Below are 14,698 nucleotides of genomic sequence, written 5' to 3' on the forward strand. Positions count from 1 at the left end.
GCAGGCATGGGCACGACATGCGGAACTCGACACATTCGCACGACAGTTCGCCGACCGAATGCCCGCCCTTGTGGAGGAAACGTATGCGCCCGTCCGCAAGGTGGTCCAGACCTCCACGATGTTGGCATGAACACAAGGCAAGCATCTTTACCAATGCGGCCGAAGGGGCGAAGATGCGTGACGGCCCCGCCACGGACGGTGTTGACAGAACGTCACCCGCGTCCTTCGGAGGCCCCTCAGATGCGCACCTCGCTCGTCGCCCTGCTCCTCGGCACCGTCCTGCTCCCGACCATCGCACCCGTCGCCGCCGGCGCGGCGCCCCGCGAGGTGAACCAGGGCTACAGCATCCCCGTCGCCGGCGTGACCGACCTCGGCGCGCTGCCCGTCCTCGGCAGCCTCGGGCTGGACTTCGCCCGCCTGCTCGGGCAGTAGCGACCCGCGAGGCTGCCGCCACCTTCGAGTGGCCGGGCCGCCCGGCGATGGTCCCCGATCCCCCACCAAGATCCCCCCGCCCGGGTTACCCTCGTCCCGCGCGGCGGCCCGGCCGCGCAGCCGACCGAGGGGGGAACGGATGATCGGGGACCTGCTGCCGGACGTCGTGGTGACCGAGGTGGCCTACGACGACCCGCCGGAGGCCCGGCTGGAGCCCGAGGAGGAGCCGGCCGTCGCCCGGGCCGTCGACAAGCGGCGCCGCGAGTTCACCACCGTCCGGCACTGCGCCCGGACCGCCCTCGCCCGGCTCGGCGTCCCGTACCGGCCGCTGGTCCCGGGCCTGCGCGGCGCACCGAGCTGGCCGGACGGCGTGATCGGCAGCCTCACCCACTGCGACGGGTTCCGCGCGGCGGCCGTCGCCCGGGCCGGCACCCTCGCCTCCGTCGGCATCGACGCCGAGCCCGCGCTGCCGCTGCCGGAGGGCGTCGAGGAGACCGTCGCGCTGCCGGTCGAGCGGGAGCGGCTCGCCAAGCTGGCGGCCGAGCACCCGGGCGTCCCGTGGGACCGCATCCTGTTCAGCGCCAAGGAGTCCGTCTACAAGGCCTGGTTTCCGCTGACCCTGCTGTTCCTGGACTTCAACGAGGCCGAGCTGGACCTCTCCCCCGACGGCACCTTCACCGCCCGGCTGCTGGTCCCGGGCCCGGTGGTCGGCGGCCGCCGGATCGACGGCTTCGACGGGCGCTGGGCGGTCCGGGACGGGCTGCTCGCCACCGCGATCGCCGTCTCCCCCTGACGTCGCGCCGGGGTCGCCCCGGGAGACGCCGCGGTCGCCCGGGCGTCTCCCGGGGCGGCCCCGGGCGTCTCCCGGACGTCCTCCTGAACCACCGTCGGCGCGGCATATCCTCGACCCCGTGACGGTGACCTATGTGATCGACGGCAACGAGATCAAGACCCTGGACGACTTCTGGGACGTGGTCGGGCGGACCATCGGCGAGGACGGCTACTTCGGCCGCAACCTCGACGCCTTCGCCGACTGCCTGCGCGGCGGTTACGGCACGCCCGAGGACGGCGACTGGGTCATCGAGTGGCGCCGTCACGAGGTCTCCCGCCGCAACCTCGGCTACCCGGAGACGGTCCGCCGGCTGGAGCTGCGGCTGGCCCACGCCCACCCCACCAACCGGGCGCGCATCACCGCCGAGCTGGAAGCCGCCCGGGCGGGCCGGGGGCCGACGGTCTTCGACTGGCTGGTCCGGATCATCGAGGAGGAGCACCCGGGCGGCCTGCGCCTGGTCTGAGCCGCCCGCCCCGAGGCGCGCGGCCCGAGCCGCGTGGTGCGTTCCCCCGCCCGCCCGGCTACAGCACGTCCGAGAGCCGGACGAAGCGCCGCCCCGCCGCCAGCAGTCCCGGCAGCGCCGCCGCCACCCCGGGGGCCGTGCCGCCGCCCGGGTGGTTCAGGTGGCCGATCACGATCGCGCCGGGCGGGGCGGAGGCGACCTCCTGCCGCACCTCGGCGGCCGGCAGCGTCGCCCCGCCGTCCCCGTTCACGGTGAAGCCCGCCACGCGCTGGCCCAGGTCGGCGACCACCCGGGTGGCGACGTCGTCGTAGTGCGCGGTGCCGGAGCGGAAGAACCGGGGCGGGTGCCCGAGCAGCTCCGTGAGCTTCCGGGCATTGCCCGCCACCTCGTCGTACACCTCGCCGACGTCGCCGGTGCCGGCGATGCCGTAGGCGGAGCGGCCGGTGACCGAGAGCGGGCGGTGGACGGTGCCGTGGTTGCCGATCTCGAACAGCGGGTCGGCGGCGAGCTGCTCGAACTCGTCCGGGTTGGCGTCGATCCAGCGGGCGTTCAGGAAGAGCGTGGCCGGCACGCCGTGCGCCCGCAGGGCGTCGATCAGGTCGGCGTCGTAGCCGTTGCCGCCGGGGCCGCCGCAGGCGTCGAAGGTGAGCGCCGTGGCGCTCTCGCCCTCCGGCAGCTCGGTGATCACCCCGGACACCTCCAGGCCCCACTCGCTCGGGGCCAGCGCGCCGTACCGCTCGACCGTCTCGGCCCGGGTCGGCTCGTGCGGGGGCTGCTTCGCGGGTTCCGATGCGGAGGTCGGCGCGGGTGTCGGCGCCGGCGTCGGGTCCGGCGTCGGGTCCGGCCCAGGCGTCGACGCGGCGGCGGCCTCGGCGGGCCCGGCGGGCGGTATCGCCGAGGGCGAGCCGGTGCCCGACGTCCGGCCACCGCACCCCGCCAACGCGCCTCCGGCCACCACCATGAGCAGCGCCCGCCGGCTCACCGCCATGCCCGTCTCCCATCCGCGCGATTTCTCATATACACCGATGACATGACTATGAACCGACCAATCGTCACTCCCCGCAACTCGCCCCCGCCCCCGCCCGGCGCCTCTTCACCGAGCCGCCCCGCCCCGGTGGGCCCCGACTCACCCCCGGTTCACCCGCCGGGGTAGGCACGCGAGCGACCCGCCCGCCCCGACCCGGAGGCCTCGATGCCGACCGACCCCAGCACCCCGCGCCCCGACCAGCGGACCTCCCGGCCCACCGACCCGCCGACCCCGCAACCGGCCCCGCAACCGGCCGCCCCGTGCACCGACCAGCCGGCCCCGCAACCGGCCGCCGGGCCCGCCCGCCGTGACCTGCTCCGCACCGGACTGGCCACCGGCGCCGCCACCGCCCTCGGCCTCGCCGCCGCCACCGGCCGGGCGGACGCCGCCCCCGCCGACGGCCCCGGCGCCACTCCCCCCGACCGCACCCTCACCCTCACCGGCCACCTGCCCACCGGCTCCCCCGACTTCGTGTACCTCCCGGTCGAGGTCCCCGAGGGCGTCCGCGAGCTGGCCGTGTCCTACGGCTACGACAAGCCCCCGGTCCCGGCCGGCACCCCCGGCAACTCCTGCGACATCGGCCTCTTCGACGAGCGCGGCACCGACCTCGGCGGCCCGGGCTTCCGCGGCTGGTCCGGCGGCTTCCGCACCGGGTTCAGCCTCTCCCGCGGCGCCGCGACCCCCGGCTACCTCCCCGGCCCGATCAACCCCGGCACCTGGCACGTGGTCCTCGGCCCCTACCAGGTCGCCCCGCAGGGCCTGGAGTACCACGTCGAGGTCACCCTCCGGTTCGGCCCGCCCGGGCCGCGGTTCACCCCGCACTACCCGGCGGAGCGGGCCCGCGGCCGCGGCCGGGCCTGGTACCGGGGCGACTGCCACCTGCACACCGTCCACTCCGACGGGCGGCGCAAGCCCGAGGAGGTGGCGGCCGGGGCGCGCGCGGCCGGCCTGGACTTCATCGTCTCGACCGACCACAACACCAGCGCCTCGCACGCCGTCTGGGGCCCGCTGGCCGGCCCCGACCTGCTGATCCTGCCGGGCGAGGAGATCACCACCCGCAACGGCCACTGGCTGGCCCTCGGCCTGGAGCCCGGCCAGTTCGTCGACTGGCGCTACCGCTCGCGCGACGAGGAGTACCCCCGCTTCGTCCGCCAGGTCCACCGGGCCGGCGGCCTGGTCGTGCCCGCGCACCCGTACTGCCCGTACGTCGCCTGCCAGTGGAAGTTCGGCTACGAGGAGGCCGACGCCGTCGAGGTGTGGAACGGCCCGTGGACGTACGACGACGAGTCGGCGGTGGACACCTGGGACGGCCGGCTCGCCGTCGCCCTGCGCGAGGGCCGCTCCTGGCTGCCCGCCCTGGGCAACAGCGACGCGCACAGCGAACCGCAGGTCATCGGCTCCCCCCACACCGTGGTGCTGGCCGAGGACCTCACCCGGGACGCGATCCTCGACGGGCTGCGCGCCGGGCGCAGCTGGCTGGCCGAATCCTCGGCCGTCGAGGTGGACCTCACCGTGACCGGGCACGGCCGCCGGGTGGGCATCGGCGAGGAGCTGACCGTCCCGGCCGACGCCCCGCTGGACGTCCGGCTCACCGTCTCCGGCGTGCCCGGCGGGACGGTGCGCCTCCTCACCGACGAGGGGCAGATGCACCAGGAGTCGCTGCCCGCCGACGGCGCCGGCACCGTGGTCTGGCGCACCACCGCCTCGCTCGCGGCCTACGTCCGGGCCGAGGTCCGCCACCCGAAGGCGGACGGCACCCCGGGCAGGGGCAACGCGATGGGCCCGGACCTGCCCTGGGGCCCGATGGCGGCGCTCACCAACCCGATCGTGCTGCGCACCGGGGACCGGTAGGGGCCCGCGGCGGGCGCCCCGACCGCCCGCCGGACCGTCACCGACCGACCACCGCCCCGCCACCGCCCGCTCGCCCACCGGTCTCCGAGCGCTCGCCCATCGGTCCCCGATCGATCGGCGAGCACCCCTCCGACCCGCCCAGGAACCGGATGGGGGACGACTCGGGCCACCCGTTTGGACTAGGTTGATCCCCGAAACGCATCAGTCGTAGGGACGAGGCGGTCGGTTGTCCGGATCTGGGCCGACCAGCTCCTTCGCACTCCGACCGCCCCGCCCCGGCTACCCGCCCCTCCCCGGCCCGCGAAGGGATCAGCAGCTGTGAACCGTACGACCGTAGGTGGGCCGGAGCTCGGGGGCGGCCTGGGCGCCGGGGGCGTCCTCGTCCTCGTCGACCCGGCCGGGGCCGGGGACAGCCCGGTCGCGGAGCTGCTCGCCCGGGAGCTGAACCCGAGCGTCCACCTGCGGACGGACGACTTCCTGCGGGTCATCCGCAGCGGCCAGCTCCCGCCCCACCTGCCCGAGGCCGGGCGCCAGAACGCCACCGCCCTGGCCGCGGCCGCCCAGGCCGCCTTCGCCTACGCCACCCGCGGCTACCAGGTCGTGGTGGAGGCCGCCGCCGTCCCGGCCACCCTCGACACCTTCCGCCGCGAGAGCCGCGCCACCGGCGCCGCCCTCCACTACGTCGTCCTCCAGCCCGGCCCGGCGTCCGAGGACAGCGCCCACAGCCTCGACACCACTGCCCTCACCCCCGAGGCCACCGCCGACTCCGTCCTCACCGCCCTCACCCGCCGCACCCACCTCCTCGGCTGGTAGGCCGGCCCGCCCCTACGCCCCCACCGTGCCGTCGATCGCCTCGCGCAGGAAGTCGGCGTGCCCGTTGTGCCGGGCGTACTCGTGGATCAGGTGGAGCATCACCAGCCGCAGCGACACCTCGGCGTCCCAGCGCGCCTGGTAGCCGGTGACGTCGAGGGAGTCGGCGGCGAGCTCGATGCGGCGGGAGTGCTCGACCTCGGCCTGCCAGGCGGCGAAGGCCTCGGCGCGGGTGGCGCCGGCGGGGTCGTACGCGGCCTGGTAGTCGCCGTCCCCGGACCAGACCAGCGGCAGGTCCTCGCCGTCGATCACCCGGCGGAACCAGGCGCGCTCGACCTCCGCCATGTGCCGGACCAGTCCGAGCAGGCTGAGCGTGGAGGGCGGGCTGGAGCGCAGGCGCAGCTGCTCGTCGGTCAGGCCCTCGCACTTCAGGGCGAGGGTCGCCCGGTGGAAGTCGAGGAAGCCGCGCAGCATCTCGCGCTCGCCGCCGGTCAGCGGCGGGGCGGGGCGGTCGTCGGGGGCGTTCACGGTGTCGTTCTCCTCGCGGTGGTCGGAAATCCTCGCGGACTGTAGCGAACCGTCCGGCCCGTCCGAAGCTATTTTTTTCCGCGCCCCGCACCCGGCTGTCACATCCGTGCGCCCTGCGGTGTCCTCATGCCCGACAACACGGCAACACGGCACCACCACAACACGGCGACCCGCCGAACCACCGACCCGGGAGGACACCATGGCACTGCGACTGCCGAAGGCCCAGCTGCCCGCCGAGCTGAGCGAGAACATGATCAAGGGTTTCGGGGCCGCCCTCGAACCCGTCGAGGCGATCTGGCACAACCCCGGCGTCGCCACCGCGAACCTGGACTTCTCCCGCCGGATCGCCGAGTGGGACGCGCTCGACGAGAGCCTCAAGTCCTTCGCCCACATGGCGGTGGCCGCGCAGGTCGGCTGCGGCTGGTGCCTGGACGTCGGCTACTTCCAGGCGCAGAACCGGGGCCTGGACCTCGCCAAGGCGAGCCAGGTGCCGAACTGGCGGGCGGCAGAGGTGTTCACGGCGCTGGAGCGCGAGGTGATGGAGTACGCCGAGGCCATGACCGTGACCCCGCCGGCCGTCACCGACGAACTGTACGACCGCCTGCTGGACCGGCTCGGCGCGGCGGCCATGGTCGAACTCACCGCCTACGTCGCCTTCGTCAACATGGCCACCAGGAACAACACCGCGAACGGCGTCCGCTCCCAGGGCTTCTCCGACGCCTGCGGGATCCCGCTGGCCCGGCGCACCGCCGCCGTCGACGACGCGGCCGGGGCGTCGCCGGCATGACCGAGGACCCCTTCGTCACCCACCGCGGCCTGCTCTTCACCGTCGCCTACGAGCTGCTCGGCTCCGCCGCCGACGCCGAGGACGTGCTGCAGGAGTCCTGGCTGCGGTGGGCCGGGGTCGACCGCGGGCAGGTGCACGACCCGCGGTCGTACCTCATCCGGATCGTCACCCGCCAGGGCCTCAACCGGCTGCGGACGCTGTCCCGCCGACGCGAGCAGTACGTCGGCGAGTGGCTGCCGGAGCCGCTGCTCACCAGCCCCGACGTCGCCGAGGACGTGGAACTCGCGGAGAGCGTCTCGTTCGCGATGCTGACCGTCCTGGAGACCCTCGGGCCGACGGAACGGGCGGTGTTCGTGCTCCGCGAGGTCTTCGAGCTGCCGTACGAGGAGATCGCCGAGGCCCTCGGCAAGACCTCGGCCGCCGTACGGCAGGTCGCCCGGCGGGCCCGCGGGCACGTGGCCGCCCGCCGGCCCCGGGTGCGGGTGAGCCGCGACGAGCAGCAGCGGGTGGTGGAACGGTTCCTGGCGACCCTGCGCACCGGGCGGCTGCAGGACCTGATGGAGGTGCTGGCGCCGGACGTCGTCCTGATCGCCGACGGCGGCGGGATCGCGGCGGCCGTGACGGCCCCGGTGCACGGGGCCGAGGCGGTGGCGGCGCTGCTCGCGCGCATCGGGCGGCTGCCGGTCGCCCTCGAGACCACCACGGTGTGGCTCAACGGCGCGCCGGCCGGGCGGATCGACATCGGCAGCGAGCCCTCGGTGGTGAGCCTCGCGGTGGAGGACGGCCGGATCACCCGGGTCTACATCGTGCGCAACCCGCGGAAATTGACCCGGATCGACGCACCGGCCGACCTCACCCGGTGACCGCCCCCGGTCGCGTGGTGGTGCCCCGAGCCCCTCGGAGCACCACCACGCCCCCACTGTCCCCAGAGCCCTCCCCCATCACGTACCGTGTTCGGACCACCACAGGTTTGGGTACGTACCTCGGCGCGCCCGACGGCCGGGCGCCCACCGAGCAGGAGACCCAGCGGCCCATGGATCACAACCGCATCCCCCCGACCGTGCGCAAGACCTACGGCACCGATGATCTGGCCAAAGTCGCCAGTTTCGCCGGAGGCTTCATCAATTTCGGTTACTGGCAAGGGATCGACCTCGCCGCCCCGACCACCGAGGACCGGGTGCGCAGCCAGGAGCAGCTCTACCGGCGGGCGTTGCGGGAGTTCCCCGAGCCGCGCGAACGGCTGCGGCTGGCGGAGGTGGGCTGCGGGCGCGGGCTGGGCTCGGCGCTGGCACTGCGGGAGTTCCGCTTCGCGGGGGTGACGGGGGTGGACATCCACCCGGACCAGATCGAGCGGGCCCGCGCCGTCAACGCGAGAGCCCTGGCGACGTACCCCGATCGGCTGGCGTACACCCTCGGATCGGCGGACGAACTCCCCTTCTCCGACGGCTATCTGGACGGCGTCTTCTCCGTCGAGGCGGCCCAGCACTTCCGCGAGCTGACCGGCTTCGCCCGTGAGTCGGCCCGCGTGCTGCGCCCAGGCGGCCGGCTCGTCGTGACCACCTTCTTCACCGCCCCGGGCGCCGACATCGCCGAACGCCTCAAGATCCTCCTCGCCAGCTTCGCCGACGGCCTCGACGTCGCCCACCCCCTCGACGACTTCACCGCCGCCCTCACCCGCTCCGGCTTCACCGACATCACCACGGAGTCCATCGGCGCCGAGGTCTGGCCCGGCTTCGACCGCTACCTCGTCGACGTCGTCCCCACCGCCCACTGGTCCCGCAACTTCCTCACCGCCTGGCGCGACGGCCTCGTCGACTACCACGTCGTCACCGCCATCCGCATCTGATCCGCCGCCCGGCGCCGCGACACCCGACCCGACCGGCCCGGGCACCGCCCACCGAACCGGCCCGAGCACCGAACCGGCCCGAGCACCGCCCGGTGCCCACCGGCCGCCGGATCCCGGCCGTGCAGGCCCGGCACAACGGTGGGCGCTGACGGTCAAGCCCACCGGCGCCGTCGGCACTAGCGTTCCCGGGGCAGGGAGCGAGGGGCTCTCCCGGGACCGCCCGACGACGTCGACCGCCCCCGTACCGTCGCGTCGTCGGGCCTCCCGACAGGGTGCGACGAGGCGGACAGGTGGTACGTCGATGACCGGGACCGACGACGGACGGGCCGGCGACGGCGGACAGGTCGGCGACGGCGGAGAGACCGGCGAGGCCGGCGGTTCGGCCTGGTCGCCGCTGCGCCGACGGGTCTTCCGCGACCTCTGGCTGGCCCAGTTCACCTCGAACGTCGGCAGCTGGATGCAGACCGTCGGCGCCCAGTGGCTGCTGGTCGGGCACGGCGCGGCCCAGGTGTCCCTGGTCCAGCTCGCGGCGGGCCTGCCGGTGCTCTTCCTCGCCCTGCCCGCCGGCGTCCTCGCGGACCTCGTGGACCGGCGCCGCCTGCTGCTGGCCATGCAGGCCTCCATGGCGCTGGTGGCCGCCGCGCTGGCCGTGCTGGCGTTCACCGGACGGCTCGGGCCCTGGACGCTGCTGGCGCTCACCTTCCTCCTGGGCTGCGGGAACGCGCTCAACGGCCCGGCCTGGCAGGCGGTGCAGCCCTCGCTCGTCCCCCGGGACGAGTTGCGGCAGGCCGCGGCGCTGGGCGCGGTGAACCTGAACCTGGCGCGCGCCGTCGGCCCGGCCCTGGGCGGGCTCCTCATCGCCGTCCTCGGCGTCGGCTGGACCTTCGCCGTCAACGCCGCGTCCTTCCTCGCGATCCTGGCCGTGCTGGCGACGTGGCGCCCCGGTACCCCGGCGCGGGTGCCGCGGCCGGGCCAGGAGCGCGAGCACCTGATCGCGGCCCTGCGGGCCGGCGGCCGGTACGTCCGCAGCGCACCCCGGATCCGCCGGATCCTGCTGCGCAGCGCCCTGTTCGTCCCCGGCGCCTCCGCCCTGTGGACGCTGCTGCCGGTGTCCGCGCACCAGTCCCTCGGTCTCGGTGCGGCCGGGTACGGCCTCCTCCTGGGGGCCGTCGGGCTGGGGGCGGTCGCGGGCGCGGCGGCGCTGCCCGCGCTCTCGCGACAGGTCGGCGGCAACGGCGCGCTGGCCCTCGCCGGGGCCGTCTTCGCGGGCGCGCTGGTGACCCTGGCCGTCGGCGCGGGCGTGCCGGTCGCCTTCCTCGCCCTGGTCCTGGCGGGAGCGGCGTGGATCACGGCGCTGTCCACCTTGAACGCGGGCCTGCAGGTCGCCCTGCCGGCGTGGGTGCGGGCCCGGGCCTCGGCCTTCTACCTGCTCGTCTTCCAGGGCGGCAGCGCCCTCGGCGCGCTGTGCTGGGGACAGGTGGCCCAACACGCCGGTGTGTCGGCGGCGATGCTCCTGGCGGCCCTGGTTCTGCTCGGCGGGGTGCTCTCGTTGCGACGGCTGCCCCTGCCGGGCGGCCGGACCGACCCGACGCTCTCCGAGGCATGGCCCGAGCCCCGGCTGACCGTCGAGCCGGCGCCGCAGGACGGGCCGGTCCTGGTGACCGTGACCTACCGGGTGCGGGCCGAACGGGCTCCGGCGTTCGTCACGGCGATGCGCAAGGTGGAGTCCTCCCGGCGCCGGACGGGTGCGGTCAGCTGGGGCCTGTACCGGGACGCCGCCCGGCCGGAGCAGTTCGTCGAGACGTTCACCGTGACGTCGTGGTCGGAGCACTGCGCCCAGCACCACGGGCGCTACACCGGCACCGACCGCGCCTTCGAGACCGACGCCCGCGCCCTGCTCACCGGGGAACCGACCGTCACCCACGCCGTGATGGCGCACGACCGCGACGCGTGACGGACCCTCCGTCCCGTTCCCGCGAACAGAGCGCGGGCGCGGGCACGGGCACGACAGCATTCGTACACATCAGGACAAATCCGCTGTCCTCTCTGCTCATAGCCTCGTGGAGCGATCCCGGCCCGCCGCTCCGCGAGCGGCCTCCCCGACGACGCCGAGTACCGAGAGCACGTCCCGAGAGAACGTTTCGAGGGCACGTCCCGAGAACAAGGAGCGACATGATGACGGCAGTGGTGACGGAAGAGAAGCGCGCACACGGTCCGGACCCGACAGCGGCCGGCACCGGAGGCGAGCCGGACCTGCACGCCATGACCCGGATCACCATGCGACCCATCGCCTCGCCGATGCCGCTGGGCTTCTTCACGGTGGCCATCTCCTCCGCCGTGACCAGCAGCCTGCAGCTCGGCCTGATCGACAGCGCCCACCGGCAGGCCGTGGCGCTCACGGTCTTCTCCGCCTTCGTGCTCCAACTGCTGGTCAGCATCCTGGCGTTCGGTGCCCGTGACGTCATCGCGGCGACGCTGATGGCCGGGTTCGCCGGCGCCTGGCTGGCCAACGGCCTGGTCACGTCGACGGATGCCCACGGCGGCGCGCAGGTGCTGGGAGTGATGAACCTGGTGTTCACGGTCTTCGCCGCCCTGATGGCCTCGGTGGCCAGGCCGAAGCGGGTGCTGTGGCTGCTCCTGATGATCGCCGTGCCGCGCTACTTCGTCGCCGGCCTCCACGGCGTCTCGGGCGTGTCCTGGCTGGGCCACGTCGCCGGAGCGCTCGGCATGCTGCTCGCGGCGGTCGCGATGTACGCGGCCTACGCCCTGATGCTGGAGGAGCTCCGGGGCCGGGAGGTCCTGTGGATCGGGCGCAGCGGTCCGGTCCGCGAGGCCATGCACGCGGGTCTGACCGGCCAGCTGCAGCGGCTGGAGCAGCAGGCGGGCGTACGCCGGACCCTGTAGCCGGCCCGCCCCGTCCGACCGCCCGGATCCGACGGCGTGACGCGAATCGGCTGTGCCCCCTCCCGGAGGACCCTCGGGTTCCAGGGAGGGGGCACAGCCGATTCCGTCGTTCGGCCGCCACCCGCGGGGCGGTCGGCGGCACGGAGCGGCGCCGGGCCCGCCGACGGACGGGCCCGGCGGGTCGTCGCCCCCGACCGGTCTTCGCCCCGGACCGGTCGTCACTCCCCGGGCCCGGGGGTGACGACCGTGTGCCCGACGGGACGGCGGATCCGGCTCAGCCGGCCACGGACCGGACGGCCTCGCGGATCACGTCCACGACCCGCTCGGGCCGGGAGAGCATGACCAGGTGCGAGGAGTCGACCTCGACCGCGGTCGCCCCGGCACGCCGGTAGCCGAACCGCTGGACGTCGGGGTTGAGGGTGCGGTCGGCGGATGCGACGATCCCCCAGGACGGCTTGTCCTTCCACGCCGCGGTCGGCGCGGCCTCACCGAACGCCGCCGCGGCGAGCGGACGCTGGGTGACGGCGAGGACCCGGGCGAGGGCGGGGTCGACATCGGCCGCGAAGATCGCCGGAAGGCGGTCGACCTCCACCGACACGTCGGTGCCCTCGCCCTCCCCGCCGTCCAGCGGGAACGGGCTGTACACGAGGGCGGAGGCGAGCTCGGAGTCGGGGAAGCCGCCCTGCAGTTCGCCCAGGCTCTCCCCCTCCTCCAGCGCGTAGCCCGCCAGGTACACCAGGGCCTTCACGTTCTCCTCGGCACCCGCCACGGTGATCACCGCGCCGCCGTAGGAGTGGCCGACCAGCACGACCGGCCCGGGTATCCGCCGGACCACCGACGCGATGTAGGCGGAGTCGCCGGTCAGACTGCGGTTCGGCACGGCGGGCGCCACCACGTCCAGTCCGTCGGCCAGCAGTTCGGGGATGACCCGGGCGAAGCTGGAGGCATCGGCGAAAGCACCGTGCACCAGCACGACGGTGGGCGTGTCGTTGGTCGTCATGGCTGAGTCCTCTTCGGATCGCTGATTTCCTCGGGGCGTCCGCGGGCACGCCGGGAGTCCGGCGGGTTCGCGTGGCAGGCCCGGTCGCGGCAAGGCGCCTGCTCGGGCCGGGGATCGCCCTCGGCGCCGGTTCCCGGCGCTGCCCACCAGGCTAGGAGCGCGTGGCCCCGGGGCCTGTTCCCCCGGCGCACTGGCTGCGGTCGGTCCGCGCACCGTCGGGGGCGGGCCTGCTCAGCCGACCGGCCGGGGGATGTCGGCCGGTCGCGGCGCGCCGCCCGGGTTCACCAGGAGCGGCGGTGCAGCGCCATGTGGACGGTGTCGACGGCCTGGATCAGCGCGGCCCGGGTGGTGCCCGTGGGATGGATCCCGCCGACGAGCAGGAAGCCGTGCATCACACCCTGGTAGCGCGTCGACACCACCGGCACGCCGGCCGCCCGGAGCCTGGCCGCATACGCCTCGCCCTCGTCCCGCAGCACATCGGCCTCCGCCGTGACCACCAGCGCCGGCGGCAACCCCACCAGCTGCTCCAACGACGCCCGCAACGGCGCAGCCGTGGCCCGCGTACGCAGCCGCGGTTCGGGCAGGTAGTCGTCCCAGAACCGGCGCATGTGGTCACGGTGCAGGAAATAACCGCTGGCGAAACGACGGTACGAGCCGGTGTCGAAGTCCGCGTCGGTGACCGGGTACAGCAGCACCTGCTGCGCCAGCCGCACATCGCCGCGCTCACGCGCCAGCAGCGTCAACGCCGCCACCAGATTGGCCCCCGCGGAGTCACCGACGGCGGCTATCCGGCTGCCGACGAGGCCGATCTCGTGGCCGTGCTCCTGGATCCAGCGGGCCACCGCGTGGCACTGCTCGACCGCCACCGGATAGCGCGCCGCGGGCGCCCGGTCATAGTCCACGTACACGACCGCCGCATCGGTACCCAGGGCGAACTCCCGCACCAACCGCGCATAACAGGCGGCATCGCCCAACGACCAGCCGAGACCGGGCACGAACAGCACCACCGGACTCGGCTCGACGGCACCAACCGGCCTGGTCACCTGGACGTGCACCCGCCCGGTCGGCCCGCACGGCAGCACGAACCACTCCGACGTGGTGCCGTACGGATCGTCCTCGTCCTCGTCCGCGCTGATGCTCGGCAGGCTGTCGAGAGCGAGGAAGGAGAGGTCCGGCAGCTCCGTCCGTGCCGCTCCGGCCCGGGTGTCCAGGAACTCCTGGAGTTCCCGGTCGAGCACCGGTCGCCGGGCCGGGGAGGGAGTGGGGTCGGACAACTCTTCGCTCCTGGCGTGATCGGAAGGGCCTGACCGTGCGCGGGGAGCACACCACGGCCGGGCGCGCCCGGCCGGACTTCCTCAACCGGCCCGGTGGCGACCGTCTCGTTGTCCATCCGGTCCGGTCTCCTGAATCGGGAGATTCACAGACCGTACACGACCCGGCCTGGTGGCGTCATGGATGAAGTCCGCGACGGCCGTCGGCCGGGAGAGGGCCACACTGTGGGAGGCGCCGGGCAGTTCGAGGACGGTGGCGCCGGCCCGCCGGGCGGTGAAGCGCTGGATCTCCGGGTGCAGCGCCCGGTCGGCCCCGGTCACCAGGGCCCAGGAGGGCATGGTGCGCCAGGCCGCCGCCGTCGGCGCGTCGCTGAACACCCGCTCGGCGACGGGGCGTTGGAGCGCCCCGAGCACCTGCGCCACCTCCGGGTCGAGGTCGGCGGCCATCAGCGACCGGAAGCACTCCGCCGGCACGGTCAGCTCCGGCTCCCGCCCGGTGCCGCCGGTGGGAAGCTCGGTGCGCCGCAGTCGGGGAATCAGCGGCGCGGGGGTGAAGCGCTCCGCGAGCGCGTCGAAGCTCTCCCCCACGTCGGGCAGGTAGGCGGCCACGTAGACCAGCGCCAGGACGTTCGGGGCGGCGGCCCCGGCCTCCGTGATCACGGCGCCACCGTAGGAGTGGCCGACCAGGACGACCGGGCCGTCGATGTCCGCCACGACGGCGGCCAGGTAGGCGGCGTCGTGGGCGAGTCCCCGCAGCGGGTTGGCGACGGCGAGGACCGCCAGGCGGCGCCACTGGAGCTCGGCGATGACGCCGAACCAGGTACTCGCGTCGGAGCAGCCGTCGTGGACGAGCACGACGGTGGGCCGGGTGGGGGGCATGGCGGCCTTTCGGACGGGCGCCGGACGTCCGGGCGCGAAGGACTGCGGGGACGGGTTCGGAAGGGTCG

General features: G+C 74.6%; 15 protein-coding genes. 10 read left to right on the forward strand and 5 right to left on the reverse strand.

Annotation, left to right across the window (positions count from 1 at the left end; translation table 11 throughout):
- Positions 1-240: 240 nt before the first annotated feature.
- The 3 genes from ACFVUY_RS09715 to ACFVUY_RS09725 all read left to right on the forward strand — a co-directional run bounded on the left by ACFVUY_RS09715 (position 241) and on the right by ACFVUY_RS09725 (position 1,727).
- Positions 241-432 (forward strand): hypothetical protein, encoded by a 192-nt coding sequence (locus tag ACFVUY_RS09715; RefSeq protein ID WP_387728662.1) that lies wholly within the window; start codon positions 241-243, stop codon positions 430-432.
- A 139-nt stretch (positions 433-571) separates the two neighbouring features.
- On the forward strand, positions 572-1,225 hold the full coding sequence (locus tag ACFVUY_RS09720) for a 4'-phosphopantetheinyl transferase (protein WP_387686738.1): 654 nt from the start codon (positions 572-574) through the stop codon (positions 1,223-1,225).
- A 118-nt stretch (positions 1,226-1,343) separates the two neighbouring features.
- The gene (locus ACFVUY_RS09725) at positions 1,344-1,727 is read left to right on the forward strand and encodes a barstar family protein (protein WP_359904826.1); all 384 of its coding nucleotides are present in this window, start codon (positions 1,344-1,346) and stop codon (positions 1,725-1,727) included.
- Positions 1,728-1,785: 58 nt separating this feature from the next.
- Here ACFVUY_RS09725 and ACFVUY_RS09730 read toward each other — a convergent pair whose 3' ends face one another.
- On the reverse strand, positions 1,786-2,715 hold the full coding sequence (locus ACFVUY_RS09730) for a polysaccharide deacetylase family protein (protein ID WP_387728664.1): 930 nt from the start codon (positions 2,713-2,715) through the stop codon (positions 1,786-1,788).
- Positions 2,716-2,919: 204 nt separating this feature from the next.
- Between ACFVUY_RS09730 and ACFVUY_RS09735 the strand changes: the two genes are divergently transcribed.
- Both ACFVUY_RS09735 and ACFVUY_RS09740 read left to right on the forward strand, forming a co-directional pair.
- Positions 2,920-4,605, forward strand: coding sequence for a CehA/McbA family metallohydrolase (locus ACFVUY_RS09735; RefSeq protein WP_387728667.1), 1,686 nt, complete (start codon positions 2,920-2,922; stop codon positions 4,603-4,605).
- 318 nt (positions 4,606-4,923) lie between these two features.
- A complete protein-coding gene (locus ACFVUY_RS09740) occupies positions 4,924-5,418 on the forward strand; it encodes an ATP-binding protein (protein ID WP_387728670.1) in 495 nt (164 codons plus the stop codon).
- A 12-nt stretch (positions 5,419-5,430) separates the two neighbouring features.
- Here the strand turns inward: ACFVUY_RS09740 and ACFVUY_RS09745 are convergent, their stop codons facing one another.
- Positions 5,431-5,889 carry a DinB family protein gene (locus ACFVUY_RS09745; protein WP_387686873.1) on the reverse strand — a complete coding sequence of 153 codons (459 nt, stop codon included), beginning with the start codon at positions 5,887-5,889 and terminating at the stop codon, positions 5,431-5,433.
- Between the two features lie 253 nt (positions 5,890-6,142).
- On the opposite strand from ACFVUY_RS09745, the gene ACFVUY_RS09750 reads away from it, so the two are divergent.
- The 5 genes from ACFVUY_RS09750 to ACFVUY_RS09770 all read left to right on the forward strand — a co-directional run bounded on the left by ACFVUY_RS09750 (position 6,143) and on the right by ACFVUY_RS09770 (position 11,480).
- The gene (locus ACFVUY_RS09750) at positions 6,143-6,730 is read left to right on the forward strand and encodes a carboxymuconolactone decarboxylase family protein (RefSeq protein WP_387686752.1); all 588 of its coding nucleotides are present in this window, start codon (positions 6,143-6,145) and stop codon (positions 6,728-6,730) included.
- Positions 6,727-7,593, forward strand: a complete 867-nt coding sequence (locus ACFVUY_RS09755; RefSeq protein WP_387728672.1) for an RNA polymerase sigma-70 factor — start codon at positions 6,727-6,729, stop codon at positions 7,591-7,593. Before ACFVUY_RS09750 ends, ACFVUY_RS09755 begins: the two co-directional genes overlap by 4 nt.
- 170 nt (positions 7,594-7,763) lie before the next feature.
- Positions 7,764-8,576: a methyltransferase domain-containing protein gene (locus tag ACFVUY_RS09760; protein WP_359904843.1), complete on the forward strand. Its 813-nt coding sequence runs from the start codon at positions 7,764-7,766 to the stop codon at positions 8,574-8,576.
- Between the two features lie 301 nt (positions 8,577-8,877).
- Complete coding sequence (locus ACFVUY_RS09765; RefSeq protein WP_387728674.1) at positions 8,878-10,530, forward strand: MFS transporter; 1,653 nt, start codon at positions 8,878-8,880, stop codon at positions 10,528-10,530.
- Between the two features lie 218 nt (positions 10,531-10,748).
- On the forward strand, positions 10,749-11,480 hold the full coding sequence (locus tag ACFVUY_RS09770) for a GPR1/FUN34/YaaH family transporter (RefSeq protein ID WP_387686760.1): 732 nt from the start codon (positions 10,749-10,751) through the stop codon (positions 11,478-11,480).
- Between the two features lie 274 nt (positions 11,481-11,754).
- Here ACFVUY_RS09770 and ACFVUY_RS09775 read toward each other — a convergent pair whose 3' ends face one another.
- The 3 genes from ACFVUY_RS09775 to ACFVUY_RS09785 all read right to left on the reverse strand — a co-directional run bounded on the left by ACFVUY_RS09775 (position 11,755) and on the right by ACFVUY_RS09785 (position 14,630).
- Positions 11,755-12,480 carry an alpha/beta fold hydrolase gene (locus ACFVUY_RS09775; protein ID WP_387728676.1) on the reverse strand — a complete coding sequence of 242 codons (726 nt, stop codon included), beginning with the start codon at positions 12,478-12,480 and terminating at the stop codon, positions 11,755-11,757.
- 281 nt (positions 12,481-12,761) lie between these two features.
- Positions 12,762-13,754: an alpha/beta hydrolase gene (locus ACFVUY_RS09780; RefSeq protein ID WP_387728678.1), complete on the reverse strand. Its 993-nt coding sequence runs from the start codon at positions 13,752-13,754 to the stop codon at positions 12,762-12,764.
- A gap of 81 nt (positions 13,755-13,835) precedes the next feature.
- A complete protein-coding gene (locus ACFVUY_RS09785) occupies positions 13,836-14,630 on the reverse strand; it encodes an alpha/beta fold hydrolase (protein WP_387728680.1) in 795 nt (264 codons plus the stop codon).
- Positions 14,631-14,698: the final 68 nt, after the last annotated feature.

This window comes from Kitasatospora sp. NPDC058063, assembly GCF_042885395.1.
In the GTDB taxonomy this organism is placed as follows: domain Bacteria; phylum Actinomycetota; class Actinomycetes; order Streptomycetales; family Streptomycetaceae; genus Kitasatospora; species Kitasatospora lactacystinica.